General features: G+C 55.4%; 13 protein-coding genes. 7 read left to right on the forward strand and 6 right to left on the reverse strand.

What is annotated here, in order from left to right:
* Positions 1 to 14 precede the first annotated feature (14 nt).
* The 3 genes from G364_RS0102610 (at position 15) to G364_RS0102620 (ending at position 4,329) form a co-directional block, all read left to right on the forward strand.
* A complete protein-coding gene (locus G364_RS0102610) occupies positions 15 to 1,649 on the forward strand; it encodes a BCCT family transporter (protein WP_019933595.1) in 1,635 nt (544 codons plus the stop codon).
* A gap of 72 nt (positions 1,650 to 1,721) precedes the next feature.
* Positions 1,722 to 3,590 (forward strand): DUF294 nucleotidyltransferase-like domain-containing protein, encoded by a 1,869-nt coding sequence (locus tag G364_RS0102615; protein ID WP_019933596.1) that lies wholly within the window; start codon positions 1,722 to 1,724, stop codon positions 3,588 to 3,590.
* Between the two features lie 7 nt (positions 3,591 to 3,597).
* Entirely contained in the window at positions 3,598 to 4,329 is a 732-nt protein-coding gene (locus tag G364_RS0102620) for a 3'-5' exonuclease (RefSeq protein WP_026344634.1), read from the forward strand.
* Positions 4,330 to 4,507: 178 nt separating this feature from the next.
* On the opposite strand, the gene G364_RS0102625 is transcribed toward G364_RS0102620, so the two are convergent.
* Positions 4,508 to 5,113: a DUF2726 domain-containing protein gene (locus G364_RS0102625; RefSeq protein ID WP_019933598.1), complete on the reverse strand. Its 606-nt coding sequence runs from the start codon at positions 5,111 to 5,113 to the stop codon at positions 4,508 to 4,510.
* 134 nt (positions 5,114 to 5,247) lie between these two features.
* On the opposite strand from G364_RS0102625, the gene G364_RS0102630 reads away from it, so the two are divergent.
* From G364_RS0102630 to rlmM, 4 genes are read left to right on the forward strand one after another with little or no spacing between them, the layout of a single operon-like run.
* Positions 5,248 to 6,159, forward strand: coding sequence for a transcriptional regulator GcvA (locus G364_RS0102630; RefSeq protein WP_026344635.1), 912 nt, complete (start codon positions 5,248 to 5,250; stop codon positions 6,157 to 6,159).
* The gene (locus G364_RS0102635; RefSeq protein ID WP_019933600.1) at positions 6,156 to 6,767 is read left to right on the forward strand and encodes an alpha/beta fold hydrolase; all 612 of its coding nucleotides are present in this window, start codon (positions 6,156 to 6,158) and stop codon (positions 6,765 to 6,767) included. Before G364_RS0102630 ends, G364_RS0102635 begins: the two co-directional genes overlap by 4 nt.
* The gene (locus G364_RS0102640) at positions 6,757 to 7,134 is read left to right on the forward strand and encodes a DUF423 domain-containing protein (RefSeq protein WP_019933601.1); all 378 of its coding nucleotides are present in this window, start codon (positions 6,757 to 6,759) and stop codon (positions 7,132 to 7,134) included. Before G364_RS0102635 ends, G364_RS0102640 begins: the two co-directional genes overlap by 11 nt.
* A complete protein-coding gene (gene rlmM, locus G364_RS0102645; protein ID WP_019933602.1) occupies positions 7,131 to 8,222 on the forward strand; it encodes a 23S rRNA (cytidine(2498)-2'-O)-methyltransferase RlmM in 1,092 nt (363 codons plus the stop codon). Before G364_RS0102640 ends, rlmM begins: the two co-directional genes overlap by 4 nt.
* 187 nt (positions 8,223 to 8,409) lie before the next feature.
* Here the strand turns inward: rlmM and G364_RS0102650 are convergent, their stop codons facing one another.
* The 5 genes from G364_RS0102650 to G364_RS0102670 form a co-directional block, all read right to left on the reverse strand.
* Positions 8,410 to 9,417 (reverse strand): isocitrate dehydrogenase, encoded by a 1,008-nt coding sequence (locus G364_RS0102650; RefSeq protein WP_019933603.1) that lies wholly within the window; start codon positions 9,415 to 9,417, stop codon positions 8,410 to 8,412.
* Positions 9,418 to 9,492: 75 nt separating this feature from the next.
* Positions 9,493 to 10,272: a flap endonuclease Xni gene (gene xni, locus G364_RS0102655; protein ID WP_019933604.1), complete on the reverse strand. Its 780-nt coding sequence runs from the start codon at positions 10,270 to 10,272 to the stop codon at positions 9,493 to 9,495.
* A 1-nt stretch (position 10,273) separates the two neighbouring features.
* Complete coding sequence (gene ppnN, locus G364_RS0102660) at positions 10,274 to 11,629, reverse strand: nucleotide 5'-monophosphate nucleosidase PpnN (RefSeq protein ID WP_019933605.1); 1,356 nt, start codon at positions 11,627 to 11,629, stop codon at positions 10,274 to 10,276.
* 29 nt (positions 11,630 to 11,658) lie between these two features.
* Positions 11,659 to 13,146, reverse strand: coding sequence for a GGDEF domain-containing protein (locus tag G364_RS0102665; protein ID WP_019933606.1), 1,488 nt, complete (start codon positions 13,144 to 13,146; stop codon positions 11,659 to 11,661).
* A gap of 4 nt (positions 13,147 to 13,150) precedes the next feature.
* The gene (locus tag G364_RS0102670; RefSeq protein WP_019933607.1) at positions 13,151 to 15,415 is read right to left on the reverse strand and encodes a tetratricopeptide repeat protein; all 2,265 of its coding nucleotides are present in this window, start codon (positions 15,413 to 15,415) and stop codon (positions 13,151 to 13,153) included.
* Positions 15,416 to 15,465: the final 50 nt, after the last annotated feature.

Raw genomic sequence — 15,465 nt, forward strand, 5'->3', positions numbered from 1 at the left:
AAGGAAGCATCTTCATGGCAGAAAAAGATAACCATGATGTTATCGCCCCCGAGGGCAAAGTGACGCCCATTGATACCGATTATCAGATAGGGCAAGACAATATCGCCCTGCAAATTGGTCCGTTCGGGCTCGACATTCATAACCGTGTATTCATGATCTCCGGTCTGGCTATTGTGGCCTTTGTGTTTCTCACCCTGGCGTTTCAGAACCAGGTAGGGCCCATGTTCAGCGATCTGCGCGGCTGGCTCACGTCCACCCTTGACTGGTTCTTTCTTTCCGCCGGTAACATTTTTGTGCTGGTGTGTCTGGGGCTGATTATTTCCCCCCTGGGCAAAGTCCGCATCGGCGGCACCGAAGCCAGCCCGGATTTCACCTATATCGGCTGGTTCTCCATGCTGTTTGCCGCCGGCATGGGCATAGGTCTGATGTTTTTTGGTGTGTCCGAGCCGCTGACTCACTTCGGTACCTCGTTTGCCGGCACCACGGTAGAAAACGGCGTGCGTACTGACTGGGCTCCGCTGGGCGGAGCTGCCGGAAATGCCGCCGAGGCCAGCCGTCTTGGCATGGCCGCCACCCTGTATCACTGGGCACTGCACCCCTGGGCCATTTATGCGGTGCTGGCACTGGGTCTGGCCATTTTCTCCTTTAACAAGGGGCTGCCGCTGACCATGCGCTCTGTGCTCTATCCGCTGCTGGGTGAGCGGGTATGGGGCTGGCCTGGTCATATTATTGATATTCTGGCGGTGGTCGCCACTCTGTTTGGTCTGGCTACGTCGCTGGGTTACGGTGCCTCTCAGGCCTCGGCCGGCCTTAACTTTCTGTTTGATATTCCCGATACGGTCACCACTCAGGTAGTGCTGGTGATCCTCATTACTCTGGTGGCACTGGTGTCGGTGCTGGCCGGGCTGGATGCGGGGGTAAAACGCCTGTCTGAAATCAACATGGGGCTGGCGGCACTGCTGCTGGGCTTTGTGCTGATAGTGGGGCCGACCCTGCTTATCTTTACCGGTCTGTTCAACAATATTGTTGCGTACTTTGAGTATTTCCCGGCGCTGTCCATGCCCTTTGGCCGGGAAGATGCCAATTACTCCCAGGGCTGGACTGCCTTCTACTGGGCCTGGTGGATTTCCTGGTCACCCTTTGTAGGCATGTTTATTGCCCGGGTATCCCGTGGCCGTTCGGTGCGTGAGTTCCTGATTGCCGTACTGGTGGTGCCAACTTCTGCCTGTATGCTGTGGTTCAGCGCCTTTGGCGGTACCGCCATCGATCTGGTGGTGAGTGACGGCATCAAGGCTGTCAGTGAAGCCGCACTGCCGCTGCAGCTGTTTGTGATGCTGGAGCAGCTGCCGCTCACCGCCATTACTTCCTTTATCGGTATTGTGCTGGTAGTGGTGTTCTTTGTTACCTCGTCCGACTCCGGCTCGCTGGTCATCGACACCATTGCCGCCGGCGGCAAGGTCAACGCGCCCAAGCCGCAGCGGGTGTTCTGGTGTACCTTTGAGGGTCTGGTGGCCATTGCCCTGATGCTGGGCGGCGGTCTGGCCGGTTTGCAGGCCATGGCGGTATCTACCGGCTTTCCCTTTACCATAGTGCTGCTTATTTCCTGTGTAGCGCTGATCAAAGGGCTGATGTCGGAGCCAAGAGGCTAAGCGCCTGCGGCACCGTTAATCAATTTAAAGGCAGCCGGGTGCTGCCTTTTTCACGTTTTGCAGGAGTGAACCATGGAAGCAGAGCAGCTGGAGGTACTCGCTTTTATACGCCAGTGCTACCCCTTCAAGGCGCTGCCCGACCAAGAGCTGGAGCACATAGCCACTCAGGTGGAGGTCAGCTACTTTCGGGCCGGTACCGTTATTTTTAAATATGGCGATGCGGTGCACCATCTCTATCTTATTCGCAGCGGGGCGGTAGAAATACACCGCCGTAACGGTGAGCTGTATAACCGCCTGAGTGAAGGCAGCCTGTTTGGTCAGATGGGGCTGCTGATGAATAATAAAAACCGCTTGCCTGCCACTACGCTGGAAGACACCCTGGTCTATTGCCTGCCCGAAGTCGTGTTTCATGATTTGTATGAACGCTTTGAAGTCTTTGCCGATTTTGTGGAAGTGGGAGACAGTGCCCGGCTGCGCCATGCGGTGTCCCGTCATCAGGAAGCCAACGAACTGATGACGTCCAGCATTCGTGAACTGATTTCCCGCGAGCCGGTATCTATCGGCCGCGCTGCCAGCGTATTTGATGCCGCCCGTAAAATGACCGAAGAGGCCGTTTCCTCCATTCTGGTGCTGAACGAAGAAGGGGAAGAGGTAGAAGTGGCCGGCATTATTACCGACCGGGATCTGCGTACCCGGGTGCTGGCCGAAGAGCTGCCTTCCAGTACGCCGGTAGCCGAGATCATGTCGGTGGATCTGGTGGCGGCAGAAAGTGATCAATATGTGTTTGAAGCCATGCTGACCATGCTGCGCTATAACCTGCACCATTTGCCGGTACTGCACAGAGGCAAGCCCATCGGTGTGGTGGCGCTGTCGGATGTTATGCGTCATGAATCCCGCAACAGCCTGTTTGTGGTGCGGCATATTTTTCGCGCCCAGGATGCCGGCGAGCTGGCCACCATTGCCGACGATGCCAGAGCCTGCTTTGTGCGCATGGTTAACGAAGACGCCAACTCTCACATGATTGGCTCCGCCATGGCGGTGATTGGCCGCAGCTTCAAGCAGCGGCTGCTGGAGCTGGCCGAAGAAAAACTGGGGCCGCCGCCGGTGCCGTACTGCTTTCTGGCGCTGGGCTCCATGGCCCGGGACGAACAACTGGTGGTGACCGACCAGGATAACGCCATTATTCTCGATAACAGTTATGATGCCGAACGGCACAATGACTATTTTGCTGAGCTGGCCAACTTTGTGTGTGATGGCCTGGCCGCCTGTGGCTACAGCTACTGCACCGGCAATATTATGGCCACCAACCCGGAATGGCGCAAAACCCGCACAGAGTGGGAGCAGTGCTTTATTGACTGGATAGACAACCCCAGCGCCCGCTCTTTGCTGAACAGTAATATCTTCTTTGATCTTGACGGCGTATACGGCCACCTGGAATGGGCCGAACAGCTTAATCGCTTAATTGTGCGCCGCGCCCGCCGCAGTCCGCGTTTTCTGGCCAGCATGGCCCGCAATGCGCTGCTGCGCACGCCACCGCTCGGGTTCTTTAAAGAGTTTGTCATGGAGCAGGACGGCAAACATAACAACTCCATTAACCTTAAGCGCCGCGGCACGGCACCGCTGGCAGATTTAATTCGTGTGCATGCCCTGGCGGTAGGTTCCAAGGCACAGAATTCCTTTGAGCGGCTGAACGATGTGATTGAGGCCGATATACTGCCCAGAGGCAGAGGGCCGGATCTGCGGGACGCCATGGAGTTTATTGCCATGGTGCGCATTCGTCATCAGGCCATGGACGTAGAAGCGGGCAGAGAGCCTGATAACAATATAGAGCCGGAAAACCTGTCCGACTTTGAACGGCGCAACCTTAAAGAGGCGTTTCAGATCCTGAGTCAGGCACAGAAGTTTCTGAAGTTCCGTTATCAGCCCGGACGAGCCTCGTAAGGAGCCTATGATGTATCTCAGACCGTCATCATTGGTCGACACCGCCAGTGCACCCGACTGGCCGGCGTTGTTTGAAGAGCGTGCCCGCAGCGCCCGTGACTACCGGCTGCAGCGCTTTTACCGGGCTGGCCTGCCGGGTCCGGACACGCCGCTGGCAGACGTGCCTTTTGTGGCGCTGGACTTTGAAACCACCGGGCTGGATGCCAGAAAAGACGCCATTGTCAGCATAGGGCTGGTGCCTTTCGATCTGCAGCGCATTTACTGTCGCGCATCTGCTCACTGGATTGTCAACCCGCACCGGCCAATGGCGGGTAATACCGTGGCCATTCACGGTATTACCCATTCGGAAATAGAGGAAGCGCCGGACTTGTTACAGGTGCTGGATGCACTGCTCAACGCCCTGGCCGGACGTATTGTGGTGGTGCACTACCGGCGCATAGAGCAGATTTTCTTTGCCGCCGCCTTGAAAGCGAGGCTATATGAGGATATTCGCTTTCCGGTGATCGATACCATGGAGCTGGAAACCCGCTTTCACCCTCGTCAGCTCAGCCTGTGGAGCCGGTTGCGGGGGCGCAAGCCGGTATCCATTCGTCTGGCCAACAGCCGTGAGCGCTATAATCTGCCCCATTATTCGCCCCACCATGCTTTAACCGATGCCCTGGCCACCGCCGAACTGTTGCTGGCACAAATTGCCCATCACTATACGCCGGAGACGCCGTTAAGTGAGTTATGGCTTTAACCTGCTCCCTTCGGGAGAGCCGTAAGCCATAAGCTTTCAGCTGTAAGTGGGTGCCGGCTGTGAGTTGTGAGCAGTGCTTGTAGAGGGCGATATCCTTTGCAGGATGGATTCAGGGTCAAGCCCGGAATGACAAAGTTGTCGGCTGACCAAAAAGCGTTTTGGCATGCGTTAAGCTGGCTTACCATTTTATTTCCGGCTCGTCGTCGGGTTCATCGTCGGGCAGGCTGAGGGTAGGCTCACGGCGGCCGTTAACGGCAAACGGCTGAATGGTATCGGGCTGCAGCAGGGCGGCTATTTCTTCCCACAACATGCCGGGCTCGGGCCAGTCTCTGGGCGACAAGTGCACTACCGGCAGGCCGGCGGTCTCAATCTGCTCCAGCAGCCGGTGCCGGTGGCGGCCGTCGGTGCGGCTCAGGCTGTCGTCGGTCAGTGCGACGACCACCCGGGGCATCAGCTCCCCGGGAGAGCACAACACAAAATCAAGTGTCTCGCCCAGCATCATCTGAGCGGCCTGCTCCCGTTGTGCTTTACCAAGTGCCGCAGAGACTGCCAGAACCTCGCTCATCTGCACCGCTGCAAACACCCGCAGCCGGTGATTTACCGCCTGTTCCAGCAATGCAAAGGCAGTGGCGGCTTCCGGGCTGAACATCACGGCGGGCTCAAACAGTACTTTCGGCTTGCCCCGCCACAGCCGGCGCAGCAGACTATAGAGCATCAGCAACACCAGCAAACCCACAAAGGTCAGCATCAGCCAGTCGAGCAGTGACACAGGTAACCAATCCATCAATCTTCAGTCCGCCATAGATCAAGAATGCCAGTGTACTCAGCCCGTCATTAAAAATGAACCAGAGCCATGCTGGTATGCGCAGCCGCAGACCCCTATAATTCACAGCCACTTAAACGCTGTCAGAGATGAGCATGTCCCGGCGATTACCTCCGCTTAACGCGCTGAAAGCCTTTGAAGCCGCTGCCCGTAACCTGAGCTTCACCCGGGCAGCTGAAGAGCTGTTTGTGACTCAGGCCGCCATCAGCCATCAAATCAAGGCGCTGGAAGAATTTCTGGGTATCAAGCTGTTTCGGCGGCGTAACCGCTCGCTGCTGCTCACTGAAGAGGGGCAGAGTTACTTTCTGGAAATAAAGGATATTTTTACCGGTATTTCCGATGCCACCGAACGCCTGCTGGCGCGCAGTGCCAAAGGAGCCCTTACCGTCAGCCTGCAGCCCAGTTTTGCCATTCAGTGGCTGGTGCCCAGGCTGGTGCGCTTCAGTGAGGCACATCCGGACATAGACGTGCGCATCAAGGCGGTGGATCTGGACGAAGGCTCGCTCACCGACGACGTGGATGTGGCTATTTATTATGGTAAGGGGCACTGGCCAGGTCTGCGCGCCGACAAGCTGCATGCGGAATACCTGATCCCGGTATGCTCGCCCATGCTGCTGATGGGCACCCGGCCGCTGAAAACCCCGGAAGATTTAACCCGGCATACTCTGCTGCATGATACTTCGCGGCGTGACTGGAAGGCCTGGTTCAAGCAGCTGGATATTCAGGCCGCCAACGTCAATCAGGGGCCGATTTTCAGTCATTCCTCCATGGTGATCCAGGCGGCCATTCATGGCCAGGGGGTGGCCCTTGGCCACAGTGTGCTCACTCAGCCGGAAATCGATGCCGGCCGGCTGGTCTGCCCCTTTGAGCAGGTGTTAATGTCAAAAAATGCGTATTACCTGGTCAGTCATGAGGCTCAGGCAAACCTTGGCAAAATTGCTGCCTTTCGTGACTGGATGCTGGCGCTGGTCAGTAAAGAAGAAAAACAAAAAGGGGTAAACAGTTGAACGTATTAAAAGATGGCCCCGACCATGCTGCAGCAAGAGTACTGCTGGCCCATGGTGCCGGTGCCGGTATGGAGCACGATGTCATGCACACACTGGCCCGGGGACTGGCAGACGAGCATATTCAGGTGGTGCGCTTTGAGTTCCCTTATATGCAAAAAACCCGAAGTGATGGCCGCCGCCGGCCGCCGGATCGTGAGCCGGTATTACTGAACTGCTGGCGCGAGCTGGCGGCGGAGTTTACTCATCCGCGGTTGTTTCTGGCAGGCAAGTCCATGGGCGGGCGCATGGCCTCACTGGTGGCCGATGAGTTGGCCCCTGCCGGACTGATATTGCTGGGCTTTCCGTTTCATCCGCCGGGCAAACCCGAACGTTTTCGCGGGCAGCACCTGGCCTCCATTGCCACGCCCACCCTGTTGTTGCAAGGGGAGCGCGACACTTTTGGCAACCGGGAAGCCGTGGCCGGTTACGATCTGGCTGATACGGTACAAACCGGCTGGATTACCGATGGCGATCATGGCTTCAAGCCGCGCAAGTCTTCGGGTGCAACCCTTGAGGGCAATCTGGCTCAGGTGATTGAACGCATCAGGAGCTTTATTCATGATCATTAATCTTGCCTTTTATGCTGCGGCTTTGGCCGGCCTCAGTGCCACTGCGCTGGGGGCCTATGGTGCCCATGGCCTGGTGGCAGCCCCGGCGCTGGTATCGGCGTTTAACACCGGTGTGCAATATCAGTTTCTGCACGCCCTGGCACTGCTGTTGCTGGCCATTATGCTCCGGCAGCGGGCCAGTGTGCTGATCAACGCCGCGGTCGTTTGTTTTGTACTGGGCATGGTGATGTTCAGCGGCAGTATTTATGCCCTGGTGTTGTTTGGCACCAAAGGGATTGGTTTTATTACCCCGCTCGGGGGGTTGAGTTTTATGGTGGGTTGGTTATGCCTGTTGCTGGCCGGCCGCACCTGGTTGAGGTTTAAATGAAACAGTTGTTGATCTATTGCCGTCCCGGATTTGAAAAAGAAGCGGCGGCCGAAATTCAGGACAGGGCAGGGCAAATGGGTTGCCCGGGCTTTGCCCGCACCAAAGATAACAGCGGTTATGTGGTGTATGAGTGCTTTCAGCCGGAAGACGGCGATCTGCTGGGTCGTAAGCTGCCATTTCGTGAGCTGATTTTTGCCCGTCAGATGCTGGTGGTATGGGCCGAGCTGAATGATCTGCCGCTGGACGATCGCATCAGCCCTATTATTGATGCCGCCGAGGGCATGCCTCTGTGCGGTGATATTCGGGTAGAAACTGCCGACACCAATGATGGCAAGGAGCTGTCAAAGTTTTGCCGCAAATTTACCGTGCCGGCGCGTCAGGCTTTGCGCGGCAAGGGGGTATTAACCCGCGCCGAAGCCCGCAACCGGCCCACACTGCATCTGTTCTTTACCGCCAACAATAAGGTCATGCTGGGTTATTCCTATTCCTATAACCAGTCACCCTTTCATATGGGCATTCCCCGGCTGCGGTTTCCTGCCGATGCGCCCAGTCGCTCCAGCCTCAAGCTGGAAGAGGCTTTTCATGTGTTTATTCCCCGTGAAGAGTGGGATACCCGGCTGACGTCGGGCATGCGTGGTGTCGATTTGGGGGCCGCTCCCGGCGGCTGGACTTATCAGCTGGTCGCCCGGGGCATGATGGTCACCGCTATTGATAACGGCCCCATGGCAGACAGCCTGATGGAAACCGGCCAGGTAAAACACTATCGGGAAGATGGTTTTAAATGGCGGCCCAGCCGCAAAAATACTTATTGGCTGGTGTGCGACATGGTAGACAAACCCGCCCGGGTGGTGGCGCTCATGGCCGACTGGCTGCTGGCAGAAGACTGCCAGGAGGCCATTTTTAACCTCAAGCTGCCGATGAAAAAGCGCTACGCTGAAGCCGTACATAACCTGCAGCAATTGCAGGAAAAGCTCGACCAGCTGGGAGGGTTTCAGGTGCAGGCCAAGCAGCTCTATCACGACCGGGAAGAAATTACGGTGCATGTGTGTCAGCCACGTAAAGTCGCCAAGCTTCAGCCCAAGGACTGACCCCTTCGGGGAGCCGTCAGCTTTATGCGGTCAGCTGTAAGTGATGTTGTCTGGAGGTACCGGTAAACCAGGTCTGCTTTCGCTGGCCCTGCCGGCTGAGGCGGCACAAAACCAGACAGAAAAACGGCGCTGTGAGAACAGCGCCGTTTTTTACTTACAGCTTACAGCTTATAGCTGACCGCTGTTTTCAGAGGTTGGCAATTATCGCGTCGGTAAACTCGGTGGTGCTGGCGTTGCCGCCCAGATCCCGGGTCACGGTTTTGCCTTCGGCAATGGTCTTGCGCACGGCGTTGCGGATTTGTGCGGCCTTGTCGGCCATGCCAAGGTGTTCCAGCATCTGAATGGATGCCAGAATCACCGAGCAGGGGTTGGCAATATTCTGGCCGGCAATATCCGGGGCAGAGCCGTGCACCGCTTCAAAAATGGCCACGTCTTTGCCGATATTGGCACCCGGCGCCATGCCAAGGCCACCTACCAGGCCGGCACACAAGTCCGACAAAATATCACCAAACAGGTTGGTGGTAATGATGACGTCAAAACGCTCGGGATACATCACCAGGTTCATACAGGCGGCATCCACTATCATTTCCTGAGTTTCAATATCAGGGTAGCGGGGAGCGATTTCACGGGCCACTTCCAGAAACAGTCCGGAAGTTGACTTCAGAATATTGGCCTTGTGCACCACTGTCACTTTTTTGCGGCCTTCCTTGCGGGCCAGCTCATAGCCAAAGGTCACAATGCGCTCGGCACCTTCCCGGGTAATAATGCTCATGGCTTCGGCGCTGCTGTTGTCGTCGGAGCGCTTCTGCCCGGCACCGGAATACATGCCTTCGGTATTTTCCCGAATAGTAATAATGTCGATATTGTTATAGCGGCTTTGCGTGCCTTCAAACGACACCACAGGGCGCACGTTGGCGTAGAGGTTAAACAGTTTGCGCAAAGACACGTTAATGGAGGTAAAGCCGCCACCTACAGGGGTCGTGAGCGGACCTTTCAGGGCAATTTTATTCTGGGTTATCTGGTCCAGGGTAACCTGAGGAAGGAGTTCGCCGTGTTTTTCCAGGGCCATCAGGCCTGCATCGGCATAATCGTAGTGAAAATTACAACCTGCGTGATCCATAATGCGCAGGGCGGCATCGATAATGCTGGGACCAATGCCATCGCCCGGGATCACGGTAATACTGCGTTTGTTCATGGGCAGCTTCCGTTATCAGTGGTTGGTTTATACTCTGTTTTGCAGCGACTTTATAACATTTTGTTCCCATTTTGCCTATGGCCCTTTGGTCGGATTGTGATATCGAAGCTGCTGCAAATTAACGCCAAGCTCAATATCATCCACCAGTCTCACCAGTTGCCTGGCCAGCAGGGCCTCATCTCTGTGTTGCTGCACGATATTTTGTTCTTTGCTGGTTGCCGGTGCAGTCAGCAGAGTGTCGAGGTTGTCAAATTGTTGCAATAATCCACAGGCGCGTTTGGGGCCAATACCTGGCACCCCTTTTACATTGCTGCCCGAGACCCCGGTCAGCGCCCAGTAGTCCACCAGCTGGGCCGGCGCTATGCCAAACTTCTGCTGCACATGCTGTTCATCAAGCCAGCGCTGGCCAAAGTGATCCCACTGCTGAATATGTGGCCCCAGCAGCTGACAAAAGCCCTTGTCGGTAGACACAATCACGCTGTTCTTGCCATGGCGGGCCAGCTGGCAGGCCAGTGTGGCCACCAGATCGTCTGCCTCTTCACTGTCCGACAGCAGGGCATCAATGCCCTGTTGCCACAGCGCCTGCTGCAATTCACCCAGATAGCCGGCCAGCGCATCGGGCATGGGTTGGCGGTTGGCCTTGTAATCGGGATAAAGACGATGACGAAAGCCTACCGGTGCACCATCGAACACCGCTACCACATGACTGGGCCGAAACCGCGTCAGCAGCTTGCCGGCAGCCTGCGCCAGCGCAGCACGGGTGGCTATCAGCTGTGCGTCAGTATCGGCATTTTGTTGCTGTTGCACCGCAAACAGGCGGCGCACCAGGTTCATGGCATCCAGGATCAGCAGCATATCAGCGGTTGATGCGATAGCAGGGCACATAGGTGGAGCCCGGCAGTTTCATACGCTGCTGCTCAACAAACTGACGCAACAGTTTGTCCATCATCTTCATCAGTTTGGGGTCACCGTTAATTAGGAAAGGACCCTTCTTCTCAATAGCATGCAAGCCGCTTTCTTTTACGTTGCCCGCTACAATGCCGGAAAAGGCCCGGCGCAAATTGGCCGCCAGTTGTTGGGGGGCCTGATCCCAGTTCAGATTAAGATTGGCCATGCTTTCGTGATCGGGTTCAAATGGCAGCTGAAACTCAGGCTCAATTTTTAATGACCAGTTGAAAGAATAAGCATCACCCACCGACTTGCGATAATCACGCACCAGCGGCATGGTGGTTTTCATGCGCCGGGCAACTTCTGCCGGATCATCAATAATAATCTGATACAGCGCCTGAGCATCCGGCCCCAGCGTGTTGCCGATAAATTCATCTACGCTGCGGAAATAATCAGCACTTTCTTTAGGCCCGGTCAAAATAATAGGCAGCGGCTGATTACGGTTTTCCGGATGCATCATAATGCCCAGAATGTATAAAATTTCTTCTGCCGTGCCCACGCCACCGGGGAATATAACAATGCCATGGCCCAGACGAACAAAGGCTTCAAGACGTTTTTCAATATCCGGCAAAATAACCAGCTCATTCACAATGGGGTTGGGCGGCTCGGCGGCAATAATGGATGGCTCGGTCAGACCAATATAACGGCTGCCGGATACACGCTGCTTGGCATGGCCGACAGCTGCCCCCTTCATCGGTCCTTCCATGGCACCCGGGCCACAGCCGGTGCAAATGTTCAGCTCACGCAGGCCCAGCTCGTTACCTACCTCGCGAGTATACTGATATTCCACCGGGCTGATGGAGTGTCCGCCCCAGCACACCACTATGTTGGGATCCGCCCCCGGATTAATGGCTCTGGCATGGCGTAGAATGGAAAACACCAGGTCGGTAATATGAGTAGAAGCCGTTAAATTAAACAGTGAAGAAGCCTGCAAATGACTGTTTACATAAATGATATCGCGTAATACTGAAAACAGATGATCCTGAATGCTGCGGATAATTTCACCATCTACAAAGGCGTGTTCGGGCGGATTAAACAGCTCCAGCTTAATGCCGCGCTCACGACGAATGACGTTAATATCAAAGTCTTTATAACGCTCCAGAATTTCCTTGGAGCTGTCGGTTTTACTGCCGGAATTCAGTACTGCCAGCGCACAGTTTCTGAACAAGTGATAAAGGCTGCCGGAGGCAGACTGCTTAAGGCGATCAACTTCCATTTGCGACAGCATATTCATGCTGCCGACCGGATTAATGTGAGTAATCATTAATTTATCCCTGAATTGGTGTAAACGGCTTACGCAATAACCAGTTGATTGCGGCCTGCATTTTTCGCCCGATAAAGAGCCTGGTCAGCGCGTTCCAGGGCAGAGGTAATGGTATCACCGGATTTCAGCAGGGTGGCACCAATAGATGCGGTAATGGTCACGCGCTCTTTTTTAAAACGAAATGGTATAGACTCAATCTTCTTGAGCAGTTGCTGGAGTGGCCGGTGCAGTAATGCAGGATCCACATTCAGCATTAAAATGACAAATTCCTCGCCGCCAAAACGGGCAACAAAGTCACTTTCCTTGGTGCTCTCCCTCAGTGTCCGGGCGATCAGCCGCAAGGCTTTGTCTCCGGCCAGGTGGCCGTATTTGTCGTTAACATGTTTAAAGTAATCTATGTCCAGTAAAACAACCGCCAGCGGGTTTTTTGCTGTTTTCCAGCGCTCAAACTCAATTTTCAGTCGTTCATCAAGCGCGGCCCGGTTATAGATCTGGGTTAAACTGTCGATCATCAGCTTTTCATTCTGGCTGAGTAACTTTCGTTGATAATCGCTGGCTTGTTCCTGCAGTGCACTCACCTGATCTTCAAGCGTTGTCAGCCGGTTCAGCAAAGCAGACTCCCGTTGCTGCAGCCGCTGGTGCTGGTTAACGATATTTTTCAGGCTTTGTATACGGCTGGCAACAGACAGCGCCAGTTGTACTTCGGGATCACTGGTTAAATCAATATTGATGGCATTGAGTTCATGAGCAAGCGCTGCGTCCTGAGACTGACGATCCTGAATCAGTGCCTTGCCTTCGGTCACCGAGTCACTGCACTGATTATGTATATTTTGCAGATCGTCATTCAGCAGTGCCAAAAACCGGGCGGAGTGCCGGCGTTCGTTACGGTTGCCCTCAATAATCAGTTCAATCAGGCGCAGGCACTGGGCTGGCAGGGCTTTGTGATCATGCTGTGTCAGCAGCTGCTGCTGAATGGCGTGAATCTCGTTGCCTATCTCACCGTGGTAATCCAGCTCATCAATCAGTTGCAGCAGACGCTGGCACAGCTCATGCTGCGTACTTTGCTGCTCCCGGGAAAGGGTCAGGGCCTGCTGATAACACTCCAGCAAAGGCTGAAGGTAATATAGCGGACTGCCTTTATTTTCCAGCTGATGAATAATGCCGGTCAGTTGTTCACTGATAAACGGGCTGTCCTGCAGATAACATGCCGCCTGCAACAACTGCTCCCGGGTTGTTTGCTGTTGTTGGCGCTGTTGTTGAGCATGCCGTTTCAGCCGGGCCAGCTGCTGGCGCAGCATATCTGCCAGATCGTCTGAAGGCTCGGCCGCAGGCTTATTGATATCGGCATGATTGCCAAACAGCTTTTGCCACTGCAGCAGCAAGCCGAGACCGGAATCCTGGGCGGCCAGTGCTTCAGCATCCGGGGCTTCTTGCTGCAGACTGTTGCACAGGGTTTCCAGCGCGGTAATGGCAGAGGTCAGATCCTGCAATATGCTGTGGTCATTATTTCTCATCATAAGCCTATACAGCGCCCCTTGAATCTTCTGATGGTAACGCGGGTTGCAGTGCTTGCCAGTTAATTTGTTGCTTTTTATGTGAGCTGTTCACTTTTACCAGCCCTTTCATAATACCCTGAATGCAGCAGCTGCGTATGTCTCCGGTGAAAAAAGCCGCCTGCTGACAGTCTACCGCTACCAGCTCCACCCAGGCCGGCTCACCGGTGCTGTGAGCCAGTTCACGGGCGGCGGCCAGGGCCAGATAAAGCACATCACCCAGGCGTAAGTCGTCCAGTGCATTGGGGGCCTTGGGTAAAAACGGATGGCCGATAATGCCGGTATAAATCTGTCTGTCCAGTTCAAACTCACAGGGAAACTCGGCAAACATGCGTTCCAGGGCCGTCAGAATAGGAGCCAGCTCGGCGACTTCTTTTTGCGGAATGGCATAAATAAACTGGCCGTCACGCAAGTCATACAGCCGGGCTCTGGGGTGCAGCCGGCCTCGCAGATATTCTCCCAGCTGCAGCTGGATCTGACTGGCGGTAGCCAGTCCCACCCGTTCCCGCAGATTGCTCATAAAGGGCACCTGCAGCAGCATGTAGTAAATTTTGTCATCAAAGGGGCGAGCCTGCTCTTCACTCAGATACCACTGCTCCGAACGTTGCTGCTGGCGTGCCATTTCCTGAGGCAGGCGCTGCATCAGTTGTCGCCAGTTAGGCAGGCCGGTCGCGGGCTCAACCAGCAGTAACTGTTGCAAATCCTGGTTTTGCTGCCATAGCCGGCGGCTGCGAATATGGTTTCTCAGCAAACCATAAAGCAGCAGTGGTGACAGCAAACTCAGCCCGGCGGCCAGCAGCGCAAAGCGCTCTCTGTCCTGCTGCAGTTTTTCACTCCTGCGGCCCAGCTCACTCAGCTCACGTTCTTGTTGCAGCTGTTGTTCGTTATCCTGCACCAGGCTCTGGGTCAGCAGCCGGTTAACCGTGGTGGCCCGTTTAAAATAGGCATGCAGGGCTTTTTGATGGGTAAGGGCGGCAGCCATATTGCCGCTTTGCTCAAACAACCTGGACAGCCAGCGGTGGCTTTCCATCAGCCGCAGCACATCATCCAGCTGTTCGGCTGTCGCTTTGGCCCGTTCCAGGTGCAGCAAGGCAACGCCATATTCATGTTGTGCCAGATACATTTTGCCCAGTTGTATCAGTGTATCTGTCTGGCGGGGCAAATCGTCGGTATGCTCAAAACCACTGCGGGCCAGATTAAGGTAATGCCGTGCTTCCTTATTATTGCCCAGGTCGGAATAAGACTGGCCCAGTTCCAGATAAAGCTGCGCCATCAGCTTGGCGTCACCCTGAATTTTCACCAAATCCAGTGCATTAAAAAAATACACCAGTGCCAGGTTGGCATCATCTCCGGCCCGGGTTACGCGGCCCAGATTAATGAGTGAGCTTATCAGCAGCGGGCTGTTGCCCAGCTGTTCAAACTCGGTGGTAGACTGGTTGGCAAACTGCAGCGCCTTGTCATTCTGGCCAAGAGCAGCATAAATGGCGGCCGTTTTTTTGGCGGCCAGCGCCTTAACGTAAAACTGGCGACGATCGCCCAGCACATCCAGTGTTTCCAGAAAGTGAGACAGGGCCAGCTCATCCTGTTGCAGCTGCAGATAATAATCACCGAGCAAAAAGTTGGCCCAGGACTGGCGCAGCATATCGTCCTGCTGCAGGGCCTGCAGTCGCACCTGCTCATACAGCTGGCGGGCTTCATCGTAGCGGTGCCGGTGCATCAGTACAGTGGCCTGCAGTAATTGCAGATCGCCAATAAGGCCGTCACCGGCCGGCAGGCTGACACTTTTCGCTTCATCCAGCAGTGACTGAGCCTGCGCAGTATGATCCGTGGCCAGCGCCAGCTTGGTTTTGATCAGCAGCGCCGTTACCAGCGCATCGGGCTGACGCTGCTGCCGGGCCAGCGCAATGGCCTTGTTGATGCTGGCATCGGCGGTCAGCAGTTGACCATCATTGGCCTGACACAAGGCCTGCAGCTGCCAGGCAGTAAAGGTTTGGCCGCGGGTACGGTAGCGCTTGGCCTGCTCCAGCTTGTCCAGCTCCTGGCGTGAGTTGAACATGGATGCGGGCCTGGCTTCTTTTCGCTGCAAAAAGAAATGGGTGAGTGCCACACATTCGCCGGGGCGGCTCAGCATCAGTCGCCGGGCCCGCTGCAGTTCAGCGGGCTCGGGCTGGTAAGAAGACAGTGGCGGTGCACCCGCCAGATGTGACACCAGAACGGCGACAGACAGAATCACAATAATCGTACCGAAAAAACCGGGCCAGTGGCGCAGTTTACGAAGCCCGC

The sequence above is a fragment of the Oceanimonas smirnovii ATCC BAA-899 genome, assembly GCF_000381965.1.
GTDB lineage: Bacteria > Pseudomonadota > Gammaproteobacteria > Enterobacterales > Aeromonadaceae > Oceanimonas > Oceanimonas smirnovii.

Coding starts and splice junctions, on each gene's coding strand:
- G364_RS0102610 (WP_019933595.1), top strand. CDS start 15: ATGGCAGAAAAAGATAACCATGATGTTATCGCCCCCGAGGGCAAAGTG.
- G364_RS0102615 (WP_019933596.1), top strand. CDS start 1,722: ATGGAAGCAGAGCAGCTGGAGGTACTCGCTTTTATACGCCAGTGCTAC.
- G364_RS0102620 (WP_026344634.1), top strand. CDS start 3,598: ATGATGTATCTCAGACCGTCATCATTGGTCGACACCGCCAGTGCACCC.
- G364_RS0102625 (WP_019933598.1), bottom strand. CDS start 5,113: ATGGATTGGTTACCTGTGTCACTGCTCGACTGGCTGATGCTGACCTTT.
- G364_RS0102630 (WP_026344635.1), top strand. CDS start 5,248: ATGTCCCGGCGATTACCTCCGCTTAACGCGCTGAAAGCCTTTGAAGCC.
- G364_RS0102640 (WP_019933601.1), top strand. CDS start 6,757: ATGATCATTAATCTTGCCTTTTATGCTGCGGCTTTGGCCGGCCTCAGT.
- rlmM (WP_019933602.1), top strand. CDS start 7,131: ATGAAACAGTTGTTGATCTATTGCCGTCCCGGATTTGAAAAAGAAGCG.
- G364_RS0102650 (WP_019933603.1), bottom strand. CDS start 9,417: ATGAACAAACGCAGTATTACCGTGATCCCGGGCGATGGCATTGGTCCC.
- xni (WP_019933604.1), bottom strand. CDS start 10,272: ATGCTGCTGATCCTGGATGCCATGAACCTGGTGCGCCGCCTGTTTGCG.
- ppnN (WP_019933605.1), bottom strand. CDS start 11,629: ATGATTACTCACATTAATCCGGTCGGCAGCATGAATATGCTGTCGCAA.
- G364_RS0102665 (WP_019933606.1), bottom strand. CDS start 13,146: ATGATGAGAAATAATGACCACAGCATATTGCAGGATCTGACCTCTGCC.